Below are 14,143 nucleotides of genomic sequence, written 5' to 3' on the forward strand. Positions count from 1 at the left end.
CGACCGCCGCCCGGTGGCGTTCATGACCGGCCCGGGCGTGGGGACCGGCCGGAGGTCACTCGCGCGCGCCGACGGCGTCGGCGGGGCGGGCCCGCATCGCGAGGCGGGCGGGCAGCGCCGTGGCCGCCGCCGCGAGGAGCGCGCCCCAGGCGATGACGCCGAGGTGCGCGAGCGGCGGGACGGACGGCCCGCCGCCGGTCATGCCGCGCCCGAACGCGGTGAGCGTCGCGAGCGCGATCGCGGTGCCGAGGACGCCGGCGATCAGCACGACCGCGAGGGTCTCCCCGCCGAGCATCCGCATGATCTGCCGGCGGGTGGCGCCGGAGAGCCGCAGCACGGCGAGCTCGCGGGCCCGGTCGGCGGTCGACATCGCCAGCGTGTTGACGACGGCGATCGCGGTGAACGCGATGATCAGGCCCATCGCGATGTAGTTGACCTCGGCGTTCGCGGAGGCCGTGTCCTCGGCGAGGGACGCGGCGCTGACGGTCGGGACGCCCTCCGGCGGCGTGCCCGCGATGAGGACGGTGCCGCGCGGGTCGTCCACGTGCGCGGCGAGGAGGTCGTGGGACACGGTGAGGTCGCCGAAGCCGAGCCCGCGCCCGTACACGGCGACGACCTTCAGCGCGGCGGGCGTGCCGTCGCCGAGCGTGAGGCGGAGCGTGTCGCCGGGGGCGACGTGCAGCCGGGACGCCGCGGTCGTGCTGACCGCGACGGACGAGGCGTCCAGGGCCTTGATATCGCCCTTGCGGACGTCGAGGTCCAGGGTCTTGTCGAGCCCGGCGGTGGTGACGCCTTGGACGCCGTAGTTCTCCAGCCCGACCCGGACGGTGCTGCGCACGACCTCGGTCACGGCGGTGACGCCGGGCGCGCGGCGGATCCGCTCCGCGTCGCCGTGCGGGATCTTCGGGCCCGCGACGTGCGCGGCGAGAGTGCCGTCGGTCGCCTGGCGGACCGCGGCGTGACCCGTGGTGGTCTGCGCGAACAGGATCGTCGCGGTGAGCCCGGTCATCAGGGTCAGCGGCGTGATCACGGACGCGAGGCGCCGCGCGCCCGCACCGAGGTTCGCGGCGGCGAGGTGCCCGCCGACCGGGAACGCGCGCAGCGGGACGGCGAGCACCGCGACGGCCGCGCGGGCGATGACGGGGCCGAGCAGCGCGACCGCGACCGTCCAGGCGAGCGCGGTCAGCATCGTGACGGGGCTCGCCGCGGCCTCGGTGTGCAGGCCCGCGAGGACGGCCGTCAGCACGGCGGCGCCCGCCAGGACCAGCAGCCCGGCGGCGGTGCGGACGGCGCCGAGCCGGGCGGGGGCCAGCGCCGCGTCCCCGAGCGCCTCCACCGGGCGGATCCGCGCCGTCCGCCGCGCGGCGATCCGGGCCGCCGCGACGGCCGCGACGATCGCCGCCACCGCCGCCGCGGCCGGCGGGAACGGGCTGACGACGAGGTCGAGGTTCGGGGGCAGGGCGCCGAGGCCGCGGAACCGGTCGCGCAGCCAGAACGCCAGCGGCAGCCCGGCGGCGGCGCCGAGCGGCCCGGCGGCGAGGCCGATGAGCAGCGCCTCCCGCCCGATCATCCGGCGGACCTGCCGGGGCGTCGCGGCGACGGCGCGCAGCAGCGCGATCTCCCGCTGCCGCTGCTGCACCGAGAGCGCGAACGTGCCGGACACGACGAGGATCGCGACGAGCAGGGCCGTCCCGCCGAGCGCGCCGCCCATGCTGATCAGCTTGACGCGGGACCGCTCGGCGCCGGGGAACTCGGCCCGGCCGCGGTCCGCGCCCGTGTGGACGGTGGCGCGGGTGCCGCGCAGCGCGCCGGCGATCGCGGCCTTGGAGCCGGTCGCGCCGATCGCGGTGACCATGCCGGGGTGCCCGGCCAGCCGGCGCGCCTCGGCGGTGCTGAAGAAGATCGCCGCCTGGTCCTTGAGGGCCTGCCGCGTCACGCCGGTCACCCGGTAGGTCCCGGGTTCGGCGGACGCGACCCGCACCCGCGACCCGGCGTGCAGGCCGTTCGCGCGGGCCGTCGCCGCGTCGACCACGATCTCGCCGGGGGCGGCGGGCGCCCGGCCCTCCCGCAGCGTGAACGGGGTCAGCGCGGCAGACTCCCAGCCGTGCCCCCACGACTCGTCCGGCGCGGCGCCGATCTCGGCGGGGAACGCCACCTCGGTGATGACACCGCGGGCGCCCGCGGCGCGGACCTTGTCGGCGGCCGAGGCGGGCAGCCACGCCCGCTCGGCGATCGCCTTGGCCTTGTGCTTGACCTTGCCCTTCTTCTTGATCTTCGTCTGGTGGACGAACTGGTCGCCGGTCACGACGACCGGCGCACCGGCGTACCGCTCCGGCGCGACCGAGCCGCGCAGCCCGGTGTCCAGCAGGACCCCGCACGCGCACACCAGCGCCGCCGCGCACAGCAGCGCGGCGAACGCCCCCGCGAACCCCGCCTTGCGGTGCCGCACCGTGGAAAGGACGATCCCGAGCATCACTTCCACGCCCCCAGCCGGGTCATGCGGGCCGCCACCTTGTCGCTGGACGGCGCGTCCATCGCGTCGGCGATCCGGCCGTCCGCGAGGAACAGCACCGTGTCCGCGTAGGACGCGGCGACCGGGTCGTGGGTCACCATCACGACCGTCTGCCCCATGGCGTCGACGGTTTCGCGCAGCAGCGTCAGGACGTCCCGGGCCGTCATCGTGTCGAGCGCGCCGGTCGGCTCGTCGCCGAACACCACCTCCGGACGGGTCACGAGCGCGCGCGCTATGGCGACGCGCTGCTGCTGCCCGCCGGACAACTGCGCCGGACGGTGCCCGGTGCGTTCGCTCAGGCCGACTCTCGCGACGACCTCGTCCAGCCACTTCCGGTCGACCCGCGCGCGGGCGAGCCGCAGCGGCAGGGTGATGTTCTGCTCGACCGTCAGCGACGACACCAGGTTGAACGCCTGGAACACGAAACCGACCCGCTGCCTGCGCAGCTCCGTCAGCTTCGTCTCGTTCATGGACGACAGCTCGGTGTCGCCCAGCCGGACGCTGCCGGACGTCGGGGTGTCGAGGCCCGCGGCGCAGTGCAGGAACGTGCTCTTCCCCGATCCCGACGGGCCCATCACGGCGGTGAACCGGCCGCGCGGGATGCCCGTGGACACCTCGCGCAGCGCCGCCACCGCGCCCCTCCCCTTGCCGTACACCTTGCTGACCGCGTCCATCCGCACCGCTTCGTTCATGGGGACAAGTCTTCTGACCTGCGCCTTCACGGGCCAGAGAGCAGATCACCGGTCCCATGTGATCTCGTCATGGTCCGGCCCGTGACGCGGTCACTGGTAGACATGAGCCGTGATCAACGTGCTCCTCGCGGACGACCACCACGTGGTGCGCAGCGCGCTGGCGGCCCTGCTGTCGCTGGAACCGGACCTGACCGTGGTGGCCGAGGTCGAGCGGGGCGACGAGGTCCTCGCCGCGGCCCGCGCCGCCCGCCCGGACGTCGCCGTGCTGGACGTCGACATGCCCGGCCTGGACGGCCTCGCGGCCGCCGCCGCCCTTCACGACGCCCTCCCCGATGTCGCCGTGATGATCCTCACCGGCCACGGCAAGCCCGGCCACCTGCGCCGCGCCCTCGCCGCGAACGTCCGCGGCTTCCTGCTGAAGACCGCGCCGCCGGACGAGCTCGCCGCCGGGATCCGCAAGGTCGCCGCGGGCGAGCGCGTCCTCGACCCCCAGCTCGCCCTCACCGCCTGGGACCTCGCCGACAACCCGCTCACCCCGCGCGAGACGGACGTGCTGCGGCTGGCCGCCGAGGGCGCCGAGGCACCGGAGATCGCCGCGCGGCTGCACCTGTCGGCGGGCACCGTGCGCAACTACCTGACCGCCGTCGTCACCAAGCTCAACGCCCGCAACCGCACCGACGCGGCCCGCATAGCGCGGGAGGCCGGCTGGCTCTAGCCGGCCTCCTCTTCGGGCCGGCTCTGGCCGACGACCGCCTCCACCCGGAAGCCGCCCTTGCCGTCGGCGCGCGCGCTGAGCGTCCCTCCGGCCGACGCCAGGCGCGTGGTCAGGTTCCCGATCCCCGACCCGGGCGCCGTACGCGGCGCCGCCGGATCCAGCCCGTCGTTCTCCACGACCAGCCGGATTACACCGTCCTCCTGCGCGGTCGCGATGACACAGCGCGTCGCGGCGCTGTGCCGGAGGATGTTGGTCACGGCCTCGCGCAGCACCGTGCCGAGCACCGCGGACGTCCCGTCCGGCACCTCGCCGTGCGCGAGGTTCATTTCGACCTCGACGCCCGCCGCCGTCAGCACCGACCGCGCGGAGCGCGCCTCCCCGTCCAGCGACAGCCCGGCCTCGCCGCCGGTGGCCGCCTCCAGGTCCTTCCCGGCCCGCTCCGCCATCGCGACGACCTCTTCCAGCTCCGCCCGCGCGCGCTTCGGATCGACGTCCGCGAGCCGCCGCGCCAGCTCGCACTTCAGCAGGATCGCCGCGAGGCTGTGCCCCAGCAGGTCGTGCAGGTCGCGCGCCGCGCGCAGCCGCTCCTGGACGGTCGCCGCCCGCGCCAGCTCCTCCCCGGCCGCCCGCAGGTCCCGGACGAGCCGCGCCAACCGGACGAGCCCGTACACGACGAGGCCCGTGACCAGCGTGCTGACCACATAGTTCGTTATGGCCGCGGGCCCGAGCCGCAGGGCCCACGCGCCCGCCCCGACCGCCGCCATCACCCCGGCCACCAGCGGGACCGCGACCCGGCGCGGCAGGCCCACCAGCAGCGTCCCGACCAGGAAGCCCGCGACGCCCAGCCACGCCTTCCCGAGGAGCGGCACGGGCGCGAAGCTCAGCACCGCCAGGCACGGCGCCCACGCCCTCGGCCGCCCGGTGCTCGTCCAGAACAGCTGCACCGCGCCGATGAAGACGAGCAGCGCCGCCGCGACCGGCCACTCCGGCCCCCACGGGACCTGGAGCAGCCCCTTGACGGAGAACCCCGCCAGCACCGCCGCCAGCAGCCCCACCGACAGCCGGTAGGCCGCCCGGTCCGGCAGGCTCACCGGCCGCTCGCCCGCCGCCACCGACACCTCGACCGCGAACCTGCCGTCCTCCCCGAGCCCGGTGGCGAAGGCGCCGCCCGCGGCCCGCACCCGCCGCGCGGCGTCCTCCAGCCCCTCCTCGCCCAGCTCCGCCGTCCGGACGCCGTCGTTCACGACGCGCAGCCGCACGGACCCGTCCGCCTCCGAGGTCTCGATGACGCAGGTCCGCGCCGTCCCGACGCGCACGACGTCCGTGACCGCCTCGCGCAGCGCCATCGCCAGCAGCGCACCGGCCGGGCCGAGGGGCTCGCTGTGGTCCGTCCGCACTTCCGCTTCGACGCCCGCGGACTCCAGCAGAGCGCGCGCCGCCGACGCTTCGGGCGCCAGCGACATGCTGCGGAAGTCCGCCGCCGCGGCCCGCGCCTCGTTCAGCGACCTCCGCGCGACGTCCAGCACGTCCGCGATCGCCTCGGGCCGCTCCAGCGCCCGGCGGCTCCCCTCGGAGATCTCCCGCAGCCCGTCCCCGAGCCCGCGGTTCAGCTCCGCCGCGATCCGCAGCCGCTCCCGCGCCACCGCCGCCAGCGTCACCGGCAGCCGCGCCGCCGCGGTGTCGTCCGCCCGGTCCGCCAGCCGCACCAGCCCGTAGACGACCAGCCCGGTGAGCAGGCAGCTGATCGTGACGTCGGCGCCGCCGAGGACCGCCGCGCTCCCGACGACCGCCGCCGCGAGCGGCCACGCGCCCGCCAGGAGCAGCGAACCCGCCGCGAACCCGAGGACGCCCGCGGACGTGCCGAACGCCAGCACGCCCGCGTAGGCCGCCGCCGCCTGGACGGGGATCCCCCAGCGCCACCGGCCGTCCCGCGACACGACCCGCACGACCTGGACGGCGAGGACGATCGCCACCAGAGCGATCGCCGCCGCCACCCGGACGGCCCCCTCGGTCCGCGCCGGGGCCGCCAGCACGTACACCCCCGCGAACGACGCCAGCACGGCCCCGACGGTCAGCCGCGCCCGCCCCGGCGAACGCCCTCTCACAATCCCGGACACACCCCTACATACTCCGCGTGCCACGATCCTGCCACGCGGCGGGACCGCCGCCCGCCGCGCGGTGCGGCCGGTGAGATGCGGCGGGCGAGGTGCGGGGCACGGCGGGCGACGTGCGGGGTCAGTCCCAGCGGGTTCCGGCGGGCACCCGGAAGGTGGTGTTGATCCGGTTGAAGAAGTTGGTGACCGCCACCATCAGCACCAGCGACCCGAGCTGCCGCTCGTCGAAGTGCCGCGCGGCCTCCGCCCAGATCTCGTCGGTGACGGCGCCGGGCCGGTCGGACAGCCGGGTCGCGGCCTCGGCGAGCGCCAGCGCGGCCCGCTCCGCCTCGTCGAACAGCGGGTTCTCGTACCAGGCCGCCACGCCCATCAGCTTCTCGTGTGCGATGCCCGCCTTGGCCGCGGCCGTGGCGCCCGCGTCGACGCAGGCGCTGCAGCCGTTGATCTGGCTCGCGCGCAGGTGCACCAGCTCCAGCGTCTCGCGCGGCACGCCGCCCGAGTACACCTCCTTGAAGAGCAGCTGCACCCCCTTCGTGATGTCGGGCTGGCTCTTCGCGTCGTGGATACGTGCCGTCATCGCTCCTCCTTGGAACGGTTCGTCGGTGGACGGCACTACGACGTCTCGACATCGCGGGAGGTAACGCCGGGCCCGGGGCGTTACCTCTGCGGCGCCCCGCGCGTCCTGGTAGTGACACCGCCCGCAGACCGAGGAGGACCGTGACCGACGAGGACGCGCTCGCCGCCGAGTTCCAGGCCCACCGCCCCTACCTCCACGCGGTGGCGTTCCGCGTGCTCGGATCCCATTCCGACGCGGACGACGCCGTCCAGGAGGCGTGGCTGCGGCTCGCCCGCACCGGCGGCGAGATCGCGGACCTGCGCGGCTGGCTCACCACGGTGACCGGCCGCATCTGCCTGGACGTCCTGCGCAGGCGCGGGACGCGGCGCGAGCAGCCCCTCGAACTCGACGTCGGCGCGCTCCCCCTCGACGCGGCCGCGGACACGCGGATCTATCCCGAGGAGGAGGCGCTGCTCGCCGAGTCCGTGGGCCTCGCGCTCTACGTCGTCATGGACGCCCTGACCCCGGCGGAACGGGTGTCGTTCGTGCTCCACGACGTGTTCGAGGTCCCGTTCGACGCGATCGCCGGGGTCCTCGGCCGCAGCACCGCGGCCGCCAAGATGCTCGCCAGCCGGGCCCGCGGGCGGCTGCGGTCGGGCGCGCCCGCGCCCGGCTCCGGCGCCGCGGCCCGCGACGTCGTCGACGCGTTCCTGGCGGCGGCGGGCAGGGGCGACGTCGCCGGGCTGCTGTCCGTGCTCGCCCCGGACGTCGAGCTGCGCGCGCACGGCCCCGGCGGGAGCACCGTCGTGCGCGGCGCGGCCGAGGTCGCGGCGCAGGCGGCCAGGTTCGCGCGGCCGGGCGCGACGGGGCATCCGGCGCTCGTCGACGGCCGCCCCGGCGTCCTCATCACCGTCGGCGGACGGCCGGTCACGGTGCTGGCCTTCACGGTCGCGGACGGCGCCGTCACCGCGATCAGCGGGCTCACCGACCCCGCGCGGCTGGGCCGGATCGTCCCGTCCTGGGTCGCCTGACCCGCGCGGGTTGTCACGCGGGGGCGTAGATCCGCGATTTCCAAATAGATACTGTTGTTCTTATGAAACGCACGCGAAGGCACCGCATGCGGCGCCGCCTCATCGCGGCCGCCCTGGCGGCGTGCGCCGCCGTCGCCGCCCCCGCGCTCGCGGCCGCCCCCGCCCGCGCGCAGACCGCCTACCCGGTGGGCGACCTCGCGACCTCGATCGGCAACTTCCTCTTCAGCCCCGACGCCGTCGCCGGGGCCAACGTCTGGTCCTGCCGGCCGTCCGCCGGGCACCCGTACCCCGTCGTGATCGTGCATGGCACCACGTCCAACCTCGGCTCCGCCGGCGCCATGATCGCGCCCACCCTGGCCAACGCGGGGTACTGCGTCTATGGGTTCAACTACGGCGAGACGTCTTCCAGCCTCGGCCGCGTCTACGGGCTCGGCGAGATCGCCGCGTCGGCCCGCACCATGAGCGCGTTCGTCGACCGCGTGCTGACCGCCACCGGGGCCGCGAAGGTCGACGTGATCGGCGCGTCGCAGGGCGGGATGATGCCGAACTACTACATCAAGCGGCTCGGCGGCGCCGGCAAGGTCCGCACGATGATCGGGCTGTCGCCGACCAACCACGGCACCACCATGGGCGGCCTGGTCGACCTCGGCCGGACGCTGCACGTCCTCGGCCTCGTCAACGACGCCTACCGGTTCGCCGGCGCGCCCACCTACCCCGAGCAGGAGGAGGGCTCCGACTTCCAGAAGGCGCTGTTCGCCGACGGCGACACCGTCCCCGGCGTCCGCTACCTGACGATCGCGACCTCGCACGACACGACCGTCACCCCGCTGGCGAACTCGTTCCTGCACGGCGGCGACTCGACGAACGTCCTGCTGCAGGACCTGTGCCCCGACGACCCGGTGAGCCACTCCGGGATGACGCTCGACGGCCCGGTCATGCAGATCGTCCTCGACGCCGTCGGCCCCCGTGAGCCGGGCTTCCGGCCGCGGTGCACCGGCTACGGCCCGAACATCTAGCCGGCGCCCGGCACCGGAGCGGGCTCTGTCAAGCAGCGGCGGCGGCTGTGCGCGGTACCCGCGGGGGACGCCCCTGTGGCGCCGAGGTGCCAAACGAAGAGTCGCGCATCATCAACGCAGAGTCATCGCGTCAGGAGGGATGCGCCGCTCTGCCCCGGCGGCGGCGCGTCCCCGAACACCCGCACACCGCGCCATGGGAGACCCCGATGCACGACACCGCGACCACCGCCCTCACCGTCCCGGTCCACCGCGCCGTCCTGGCGTGCGACTGCCCCGGATGCTCCACATGCGGCGGCAGCGGCACGCTATCCGGCGGCCGCACCTGCGGCACATGCCAGGGGACCGGACGGTGCTCGCACGGCGGCGGCCGTTGACGGGCCCCCGGCGCTCCGGCGCCACGTCCGCGACCGCCTCCCGCGGGCCGCCGGGAGGCGCCGCGGCCGAGTGAGCGGCGCGGGGCGCTTTGCCGAGAGTTGGCCGGACGCTGCCCGCCGCACATTGCCCTCTGCTCTGACACGCGGTTACGTTTCGACCATAGAGTGTCACTCTATGTAATCGCATGTCGGAGAATCGGGGAGAACATGTCGATCAGGTGTTTCATCGGCGGCGCCGTCGCGCTGGGCGCGGTCGCCGCCGGGACGGCCGGCGTCGCGGGGACCGCGTCCGCCGCCGCGCCGGCCGCCGCCGTCGCCGTCCAGGACGGACGGGCCGTCCAGGACGGGCGCGGCGGGCACGGGCACGGGAAGCACGGGCAGGCCACCGCACCGGAGCGGGTGCTGACGAACAGCGCGCTCGTCCGCGCGTCCAGGGAATTGGTGGAGTCGGCCCGGCGGCACGGGAACCAGCGCGTGACGATGGTGATCATGGAGCGGGCGGGCACCATCCGGCTGGTGGTCCGGACGCGCGAGTCGGGCCCGCAGACCTATGTGTCGGCCAAGGCCAAGGCGTACACGGCGGTGGCGTTCGGGCAGCCCACGAGCGCCCTGGCCGGGAACGAGACGATCAAGCAGATCCCGGGCACGCTCACGCTGCCGGGCGGCGTCCCCGTCCTCTACAAGGGCTTCCCGATCGCGGGCATCGGCGTGGGCGGCGCACCGGACGGGCGGATCGACGAGGCGATCGCCAACGACGTGCTGGCGGCCATCGGCCGCTGACCGCGAGGCGAGGCGGGGCCGGCGGCGGCAGACTCGGCGGTAACGCGTTCGCTTCCCCGAGCCAAGTGGGGGTGAAGCGGCGAGAGGGAGTGAGCGCATGGCCGGATCCGACGACGGCCTCGCCCGCGTGGGACGCGACCCAGCGGCGTTCGAGGAGTTCTACCGGCGGCACGTCGAGGCGGTGGGCCGGTTCGTGGCCCGCCGGGTCGACGACCCGCACACCGCCGCCGACCTGACCGCCGAGGTGTTCCTCGCGGTCATCGAGTCGGCGCACACCTACCGGCCCGCGGCGGGCTCGGAGGTCGGCTGGCTGTACGGGGTGGCCCGCAACGTGGTCGCGGCCGAGCGGCGCCGCGCCGCCCGGGAGCGCCGCACGACGGGCCGGGAGGCGGGACGGCGGCGGCTGGAGGCCGACGACATCGCGGCGCTGGTGGAGCGCATCGACGCCGAGGCGGCGGGCCGCCGCACCCACCAGGCGCTGCACGCGCTGCCGGACGGCGTGCGCGCGGTGCTGGAACTGATCGCGGTGGACGGGCTGACGGTGACCGAGGCCGCGGCGGCGCTCGGCATCCGGCCGGTGACCGCGCGGGTGCGGCTGCACCGGGCGCGGCGGGCGCTGCGCGACCTGGTGCCGGAGGCGGGCAGGGCGCTCGCGTACGCGAAGGAGGGCGCATGAACGGGTACGAGGAGCGGATCCTGTCGGAGCTGAAGGCCGTGGTCGCCGAGCGCGCCGCGGCGCCGGACGCGGCGCCGGAGGGGCGGGCCGCGCGGCGCCGTCCCGGGCGCCGGCTCGGACTGGGCCTGGCGGTCGTCGCGGCGGCGGCGGGCGCCACGGTCGCGATCCCGATGGTCACCGGCGGGGGCGAGGCCAAGGCCAACGCGGTCGAGCTGCGGCGGGACGGCTCCGTCGCGGTGTACTGGCGGGAGTGGTCGCACCCCGAGCGCGTGCGGAGCAAGCTGCGGGGATTCGGGATCCCGGCGGAGGTGAACTTCCTGCCGAGCGGCAAGAAGTGCAGGCCGGGCCGGGCGCACTGGATCTACGACGGGTCGGCCGACGCCGTGTTCGGGACCATTCCGAAGGAGATGTCCGCGAACGCCACGCTGATCTACCCCAAGAGGCTCAAGCCGGGGCAGACCGTCGTGCTGGACGTGTGGGCGCTGCTCGGGAAGAACGATGAGATCAAGTCGAGCGTCCTCACCCCGAAGGTCGCGCAGGGCCCGGTCGGCGCGTGCGTCGTCGTGCCGGGCGGGCCCGAGGTCCACGAGGACTGGGCGGGCGACGGCCCCAACACGGTCGAGGGCCCGGACGACTAGCGGCTCCGCTTGACGAGGGCGCCGTGACGCGGGCAGCGTCGCGGCGCCCCGCCGTCTAGCGGGGAAGGACGCCGAGGACGGCGTCGAGCGCCGCCCCGAAGGCGTGGTCGGGCGGCGTCGCGTAGCCGACGACCAGGCCGTCCTCCGGTGGGAAGGGCGCTTCGGGATGGCGGAACGCCGACAGCCCGTCCAGGGCGATGCCGGCGCGGGCGGCGGCGTCCAGCGCGGCCGGCTCGGTGCCGGGCGGGAGGCGCAGGACGGCGTGCAGCCCGGCCGCGATGCCCGTCGCGTGGACGTGCGGGGCGCGCTCGGCGAGGGCGGTGACGAAGCGGTCCCGGCGGGCGCGGTACCGCTGCCGCATCCGGCGGACGTGCCGGTCGTAGGAGCCGCACCGCAGGAAGTCGGCCAGGGTCAGCTGGTCCAGCACGCCCGCCCACGCCTCGCGCTCGCCCTTGGCGGCGAGCACGGCGTCCACCAGGTGGCCGGGCAGGACCATCCAGCCGAGCCGGACGGCCGGGGACAGGCTCTTGCTGACGGACCCCGCGTAGACCACCCGGTCGGGGGCCAGGCCCTGGAGCGCGCCGATGGGCCGGCGGTCGTAGCGGAACTCGCCGTCGTAGTCGTCCTCGATGACGATCCGGTCCGCCGAGCACGCCCAGCCGACGGCGGCGGTCCGGCGCTGCGCGGACAGCGGGCCGCCCGTCGGGAACTGGTGCGCGGGGGTCAGCAGGACGGCGCGTTCGCGGGTGGACAGCTCGCCGATCCGCGCGCCGTCGGCGTCCACGCCGAGAGGGCGGGTGCGGACGCCGGCCTGCGCCAGCAGCTCCCGGTGGAACGGCAGGCCGTAGCCCTCGACGGCGAGCGGGCCGCGCAGCACGCCGCCGCCGAACAGCAGCCGGAGCGCGTGCGCGAACCCGGAGCAGACCACGATCGCCTCCGGGTCGGCGCGGACGCCCCGGGTGCGGGCGAGGTACTCGGCGAGCGCGTGGCGCAGCTCGGGGCGGCCGCGCGGGTCGCCGGGGCCGAACGCGTCGTTCGGCGCGGCGGTGACCGCCCGGCGCGCCGACGCGAGCCAGGCCGAGCGCGGGAACGACGACGGGTCGGGCTGCCCCTGCCGCAGGTCGTGCACGGGACGGTCCGCGCGACGACCAAGCGGCGAAGGCCCCTCGCGGCCCGACACGTAAGCGCGGCCTGACACGGACGTCCGGCCCGATGCGGAAGCGCTGCCCGATGCGGACGTGCGGCCCGATGCGGACGCCCGGCCCGGCGCGGGCGGCTCGGCGCGGGGCGCGACGCGCGTCCCGGAGCCCTGGCGCGCGGTCAGCCAGCCCTCGGCGACGAGTTCGGCGTACGCGTCGGCGACGGTGTTGCGGGCCAGGCCGAGGTCGGCGGCCAGCGACCGGTAGGGCGGCAGCCGCGTGCCCGGGGCCAGCCGCCCGGACCGGACCGCCGCGCGCAGCGCGCGGGTCAGCGCGGCGCGGCGCCCGCCCGGTCCGGTCAGGTCGAGGTGCAGGTCCGCGCCGATCCGCTCGGCCAGATTGACCCACGTTTCGGACATGGAATTGCACTCTATCGCGGGTCTCTTCGCCTCCTAGATTGATCTGCGGGAGGTGATCCGGATGCCGGACATCCAGGTTCGGCGAGGCTCCGCGCACCGCCGCCCGGCCCCCGCCGCCACGACGGAAGGAACACCATGAACGCGCTGAACGCCCTCCGGTCCGCCGTCCGCGGACGGGTCCTGCTGCCCGGCGACGCCGGCTTCGACGCCGCCCGCCGCCCCTGGAACCTGGCCGTCGAGCAGCCGGTGGCGGCCGTGGTCGAGGCCGCCGGGGCCGACGACGTCGCGGCGCTCGTCCGGCACGCCCGCTCGGCCGGGCTGAGCATCGCGACGCAGCCGAGCGGGCACGGCGCGACCGGCCGCACCGAGGGCACGGTCCTGCTGCGCACCGGACGCCTCGACGCGGTGGAGATCGACCCCGCGGCCCGCCGCGCCCGCGTCGGGGCGGGCGTGCGGTCCGGCCGGTTGCAGGCCGCCGCCGCCGCGCACGGGCTGACCGGCCTGCCGGGCAGCTCCCCCGTCGTCAGCGTCGCCGGCGTCGCCCTCGGCGGCGGCCTGAGCTGGTTCGGCCGCGCGCACGGCTGGGTCGCCGACGCCGTCACCGCCCTGGACGTCGTCGACGCCGACGGCCGCGCCCGGCACGTCACCGCGGACGGCGACCCGGACCTGTTCTGGGCCCTGCGCGGCGCGGGCGGCGACTTCGCGATCGTCACGGGCCTCGAACTGGCGCTGCATCCGGCGCCGCGCCTGTTCGGGGGCCGGATGGTGTGGGCGGCCGAGCACGCCGCCGCGGTGCTGGACGCCTTCCGGGGGATCACCGCCGGCGCGCCCGGCGAGCTGACCCTGTGGCTGGACCTGCTGCACTTCCCCGGCGGCGATCCCCTGGTCGCGGTCGACGCCACGTATCTGGGCGGCGAGGCGGAGGCACGCGAGCTGCTGAGCCCCCTCGACCGGCCGCCCCGCCCGCTCTCCGACGGCAGGCGGACGATGGCGGCCGACGAGCTCGGCGCGATCACCGCCGAACCCACCGATCCCGGCGCGGGCTCCTCGCGCGCCGAGCTGCTGACCCGCCTGGACGACGCCGCCGCGAAGGACCTGCTCGCGGACCCGATCGCGCCGCTGCTGAGCGTCCAGGTCCGGCATCTGGGCGGCGCGCTCGCCCGGCCGTCCGACTCCCCGCACGGCGCGCTCGCCGAGCCGTACGCCCTCTACATGTTCGGCGTCCCGTCCGACCCGCGCACCGCCGGGGCGATCACGGCCCGGCAGCGCGCGCTCGCCGAGGCCCTCCCGGTGAGCGGCCGCAAGCCGTTCACCTTCCTCAACCCCACCGAGACCGCCGCCGACGCCTTCGCCCCGGAGGCCCTGGCCCGCCTGCGCCGCGTCAAGGACGCCCGCGACCCGCACGGCGTCTTCCGCGGCAACTTCCCCGTCCGCGGCTGACGGCGGGACGGGCCGCTTGCGCGATCACTTTGCTCCCAGAT

General features: G+C 76.2%; 12 protein-coding genes. 7 read left to right on the plus strand and 5 right to left on the minus strand.

Annotation, left to right across the window (positions count from 1 at the left end; genetic code table 11):
• Positions 1-55 precede the first annotated feature (55 nt).
• Both amrb99_RS35435 and amrb99_RS35440 read right to left on the minus strand, forming a co-directional pair.
• Complete coding sequence (locus tag amrb99_RS35435; protein ID WP_190864634.1) at positions 56-2,473, minus strand: ABC transporter permease; 2,418 nt, start codon at positions 2,471-2,473, stop codon at positions 56-58.
• Entirely contained in the window at positions 2,473-3,204 is a 732-nt protein-coding gene (locus tag amrb99_RS35440) for an ABC transporter ATP-binding protein (RefSeq protein WP_206700229.1), read from the minus strand. The genes amrb99_RS35435 and amrb99_RS35440 overlap by 1 nt, the downstream gene beginning before the upstream one ends.
• A gap of 109 nt (positions 3,205-3,313) precedes the next feature.
• Here amrb99_RS35440 and amrb99_RS35445 point away from each other — a divergent pair, with 109 nt between their 5' ends.
• Positions 3,314-3,919: a response regulator gene (locus amrb99_RS35445; protein ID WP_190864570.1), complete on the plus strand. Its 606-nt coding sequence runs from the start codon at positions 3,314-3,316 to the stop codon at positions 3,917-3,919.
• On the opposite strand, the gene amrb99_RS53420 is transcribed toward amrb99_RS35445, so the two are convergent.
• Complete coding sequence (locus amrb99_RS53420) at positions 3,916-6,036, minus strand: histidine kinase (protein ID WP_206700230.1); 2,121 nt, start codon at positions 6,034-6,036, stop codon at positions 3,916-3,918. The genes amrb99_RS35445 and amrb99_RS53420 overlap by 4 nt on opposite strands.
• Positions 6,037-6,154: 118 nt before the next feature.
• Positions 6,155-6,610 carry a carboxymuconolactone decarboxylase family protein gene (locus amrb99_RS35455; protein WP_190864573.1) on the minus strand — a complete coding sequence of 152 codons (456 nt, stop codon included), beginning with the start codon at positions 6,608-6,610 and terminating at the stop codon, positions 6,155-6,157.
• A gap of 140 nt (positions 6,611-6,750) precedes the next feature.
• Between amrb99_RS35455 and amrb99_RS35460 the strand changes: the two genes are divergently transcribed.
• The 5 genes from amrb99_RS35460 to amrb99_RS35480 all read left to right on the plus strand — a co-directional run bounded on the left by amrb99_RS35460 (position 6,751) and on the right by amrb99_RS35480 (position 11,104).
• The gene (locus amrb99_RS35460) at positions 6,751-7,620 is read left to right on the plus strand and encodes a sigma-70 family RNA polymerase sigma factor (protein ID WP_190864575.1); all 870 of its coding nucleotides are present in this window, start codon (positions 6,751-6,753) and stop codon (positions 7,618-7,620) included.
• A 62-nt stretch (positions 7,621-7,682) separates the two neighbouring features.
• On the plus strand, positions 7,683-8,636 hold the full coding sequence (locus amrb99_RS35465; protein ID WP_241756227.1) for an alpha/beta fold hydrolase: 954 nt from the start codon (positions 7,683-7,685) through the stop codon (positions 8,634-8,636).
• Positions 8,637-9,217: 581 nt separating this feature from the next.
• Complete coding sequence (locus amrb99_RS35470; RefSeq protein ID WP_190864577.1) at positions 9,218-9,790, plus strand: heme-binding protein; 573 nt, start codon at positions 9,218-9,220, stop codon at positions 9,788-9,790.
• Positions 9,791-9,887: 97 nt separating this feature from the next.
• Positions 9,888-10,466 carry a sigma-70 family RNA polymerase sigma factor gene (locus amrb99_RS35475; protein ID WP_190864579.1) on the plus strand — a complete coding sequence of 193 codons (579 nt, stop codon included), beginning with the start codon at positions 9,888-9,890 and terminating at the stop codon, positions 10,464-10,466.
• On the plus strand, positions 10,463-11,104 hold the full coding sequence (locus amrb99_RS35480) for a hypothetical protein (RefSeq protein WP_190864581.1): 642 nt from the start codon (positions 10,463-10,465) through the stop codon (positions 11,102-11,104). Before amrb99_RS35475 ends, amrb99_RS35480 begins: the two co-directional genes overlap by 4 nt.
• A 55-nt stretch (positions 11,105-11,159) precedes the next feature.
• On the opposite strand, the gene amrb99_RS35485 is transcribed toward amrb99_RS35480, so the two are convergent.
• The gene (locus amrb99_RS35485; RefSeq protein WP_190864583.1) at positions 11,160-12,662 is read right to left on the minus strand and encodes a PLP-dependent aminotransferase family protein; all 1,503 of its coding nucleotides are present in this window, start codon (positions 12,660-12,662) and stop codon (positions 11,160-11,162) included.
• A gap of 135 nt (positions 12,663-12,797) precedes the next feature.
• Here amrb99_RS35485 and amrb99_RS35490 point away from each other — a divergent pair, with 135 nt between their 5' ends.
• The gene (locus amrb99_RS35490; RefSeq protein WP_190864585.1) at positions 12,798-14,102 is read left to right on the plus strand and encodes an FAD-binding oxidoreductase; all 1,305 of its coding nucleotides are present in this window, start codon (positions 12,798-12,800) and stop codon (positions 14,100-14,102) included.
• Positions 14,103-14,143 lie beyond the last annotated feature (41 nt).

The sequence above is a fragment of the Actinomadura sp. RB99 genome, from assembly GCF_014706005.1.
GTDB lineage: Bacteria > Actinomycetota > Actinomycetes > Streptosporangiales > Streptosporangiaceae > Spirillospora.